The sequence below is a fragment of the Polaribacter litoreus genome, from assembly GCF_054584775.1.
In genome coordinates this window covers 1-2,586 of sequence record NZ_JBTLRD010000053.1, presented here as the reverse complement: position 1 = coordinate 2,586, position 2,586 = coordinate 1, and the positions used below count along the sequence as shown (strand labels likewise).

Sequence of the window (2,586 nt, the reverse complement as noted above, 5' to 3'; positions counted from 1 at the left end):
CTAAACGGCTAAAAAAATAATTTGAACGGTATAAATTAAACCTAAAAAAAGGTCAACCTATATCAGGATAATACAACCGCTATGAAAATTGAAGAATAACACAGAACTTTTAATTGAAAATTTAAATAAAATTTACGATTCTTTAATTGTAGGAAATGAAACTGAAAAAATTGAAGAAACAATTGAATTTGAAGAATCGAAAGTAATCGAATTTATAAAAACATATCTTCAAGATAACTTTGAAATTTTAGAAGATATATTCAAATATGAATCCCATAAATTTGAGAAATCAATATTTCAAAGCTACTTTGAATCCGAAAAAAAATCCAAAGAAGAAATTAGATTAGGAAAAATAAATAAATTAAAATCAAGAATTTCAAAGCTTCTTGACTATCTATCCCTAATTGAATTTCAAAACAAATATGATGGTATATTAATAACTTCAATTAATAAGAAGAAAGATTTTATTTTAAAAAAACTGAATCTTGTTTTTAATGATAATTATTATTCATTATCAAAAATTTTAGATTTAAATAATGTTCCAAATAGAAAAGGAGAAACAAGAGAAATTGCTGAAGATTTAGCAAAGAGAGGATATCTTATTTTATTCTCTGAATATGGAAATAATGGAGATGATTACGCTAAAATATCTGTAAAAGGAGCTTCTTATATTGAAAGAAAAACATCTATAAAAACTAAAAAGAAAAGTCAAGAATCTTTAGATAAAAAAATTGAAAAAATAACTCAAATGCTAATAAAATTAGGATATGGACAAGAAATTATTTTTAACGAAATGGAAGAAATCAGAAACTTACATTCTAAATTAAATAAAAAGAATTGGTCTGAATTAGTAAAAGGAAAATTAATAGATTTAGGATTATCTCAAGTTATAAATAAAGAAACTATATCGAAAATTTTTGAAACTTTAATAGACCAGAAATTTAAATTATTGAATTAAAAAAACTACAGCCAACACCGTATAAAATTTATTGCTTGCTTCTTGCCTACTTACGAAAATCCTCGCGGATTTTCTTTGTCAATAATTATTTATTAAATTAGTACAAAATTCACGCAACAAACCTTATACAACAACGTTGTGTGCAATTTGAGAAACAGAAATTATGTCAATATTGAACAAACTTTTTGGAAGAGATAAAAGCTATGATTTTAATCAAGATATTAAATCTGCTAAAAAAGAAAAGCTTCTACCAAATAGTTCAGCTCACGGATTCCCAATTCACAAAAGACATCGAGAAAAAATCGTCAATAAGATTGTTGAGATAGATGCAAAGGAATTCGTAGGTTCATTTTTAGAATGTCATTTTATAGATTGTGATATAAAAATTCGTTGCTCTTCCAAGTACACCTATGTCTTGACAAACAAATGCACATTTGAAAATTGTCTTATTTGGGCGCATACAAAACAAATTGGCGGAAATTGGAATCCAAAGTTTAAAAATTGTTCGTTTAAAGGACGTTTTGAATTGCGTTTTGAAAATAAATTAATTAATTGTGATTTTTCACAAGCCAAAATTAGTACTGTTGGTTTACTTAAAAATAATACTCTAGACGAAATTACTGGAGTGACTTATCCAACTATTGCAATACTTGATTTGAAAAACAATGTATCGGGACTGGAGAAAATTAACACAACTGACTATTTTAAAGATTTTATTTGGGCAAGCAAAAGAGATTCTGGACTAATAATTATAAACATAGAAGAATTTACATGTGAACCAGAAAAATTATGGAATTCAATAAAACACTTGGAATTTATAAAAACTGCACACAACAATGTATAACCGCAATTACGGCGGATTCGACTACGTCCGAATCCACTCGGAATTGCTAACGTCAGTGTCAAACCGAAAATTAACGCATATTAACCCGTAACTGACGGTTATACGAGACCGTTGGGCATAATTTAAACGAATGAACATAAATCGGATTTTTAGTTTAATTTTTACACTTGTAATTTTGACAAGTTGTGCAGACGATTATGAAAAACGGAAATTTCAGGAATCAGATAAGAAAAAACTGATTTTACAAGAAAATATTCTTTCCAAAGAATACCTGAAAAAAGCTGAATACAAAAACCATATTTATTCAAAAGCATTTGACTCTATAAGTTTGGAAACAAAATATGAATATAAATCAGAACTTTGGAAACAAAACAGAATCATTGGCGGATTTGTTGCGTCAACTTATATTTATCCAAAATCTGAATTAAAAAATATGAATGAATATTTTTTGAGTTATATAGCTGGTCATAATTTTGAGGAATTTATTTCCCCGAATTTTAAATATGAAAGAACTTACGAATTTAATTTACCTTTCGAGAAATATCGCATTTACAAAATGATTGCAAATGACACTTTGAATATGGGATTTGCGTTTAATATTTTAAAAGAGAACAAAATAATATTCACTTCTATTGTAAAAAATGAAAATCTTGAATTAAAAATTGAGGAATTAATTAATAAAATAAGTGAAATATAAAAAACTATGCCCAACACCGTACAAAATTAATTGCTTGCTTTTTGCTTACTTACGAAAATCCTCGCGGATTTTCTTTGTCAGTAATTA

The 2,586-nt window shown here is 26.6% G+C and carries 3 protein-coding genes; all 3 read left to right on the top strand.

The features are described from left to right. Positions 1–88: 88 nt before the first annotated feature. The 3 genes from ACW9UN_RS16955 to ACW9UN_RS16945 all read left to right on the top strand — a co-directional run bounded on the left by ACW9UN_RS16955 (position 89) and on the right by ACW9UN_RS16945 (position 2,499). The gene (locus ACW9UN_RS16955; protein ID WP_459487554.1) at positions 89–958 is read left to right on the top strand and encodes a hypothetical protein; all 870 of its coding nucleotides are present in this window, start codon (positions 89–91) and stop codon (positions 956–958) included. Positions 959–1,121: 163 nt separating this feature from the next. Continuing rightward, complete coding sequence (locus ACW9UN_RS16950; protein ID WP_459487553.1) at positions 1,122–1,802, top strand: hypothetical protein; 681 nt, start codon at positions 1,122–1,124, stop codon at positions 1,800–1,802. 130 nt (positions 1,803–1,932) lie between these two features. Next, complete coding sequence (locus ACW9UN_RS16945) at positions 1,933–2,499, top strand: hypothetical protein (protein WP_459487552.1); 567 nt, start codon at positions 1,933–1,935, stop codon at positions 2,497–2,499. Positions 2,500–2,586 lie beyond the last annotated feature (87 nt).

Excerpts from the sequence above, each read along its gene's own strand:
- ACW9UN_RS16945 (WP_459487552.1), top strand. The coding sequence starts at position 1,933 with ATGAACATAAATCGGATTTTTAGTTTAATTTTTACACTTGTAATTTTG.
- ACW9UN_RS16950 (WP_459487553.1), top strand. The coding sequence starts at position 1,122 with ATGTCAATATTGAACAAACTTTTTGGAAGAGATAAAAGCTATGATTTT.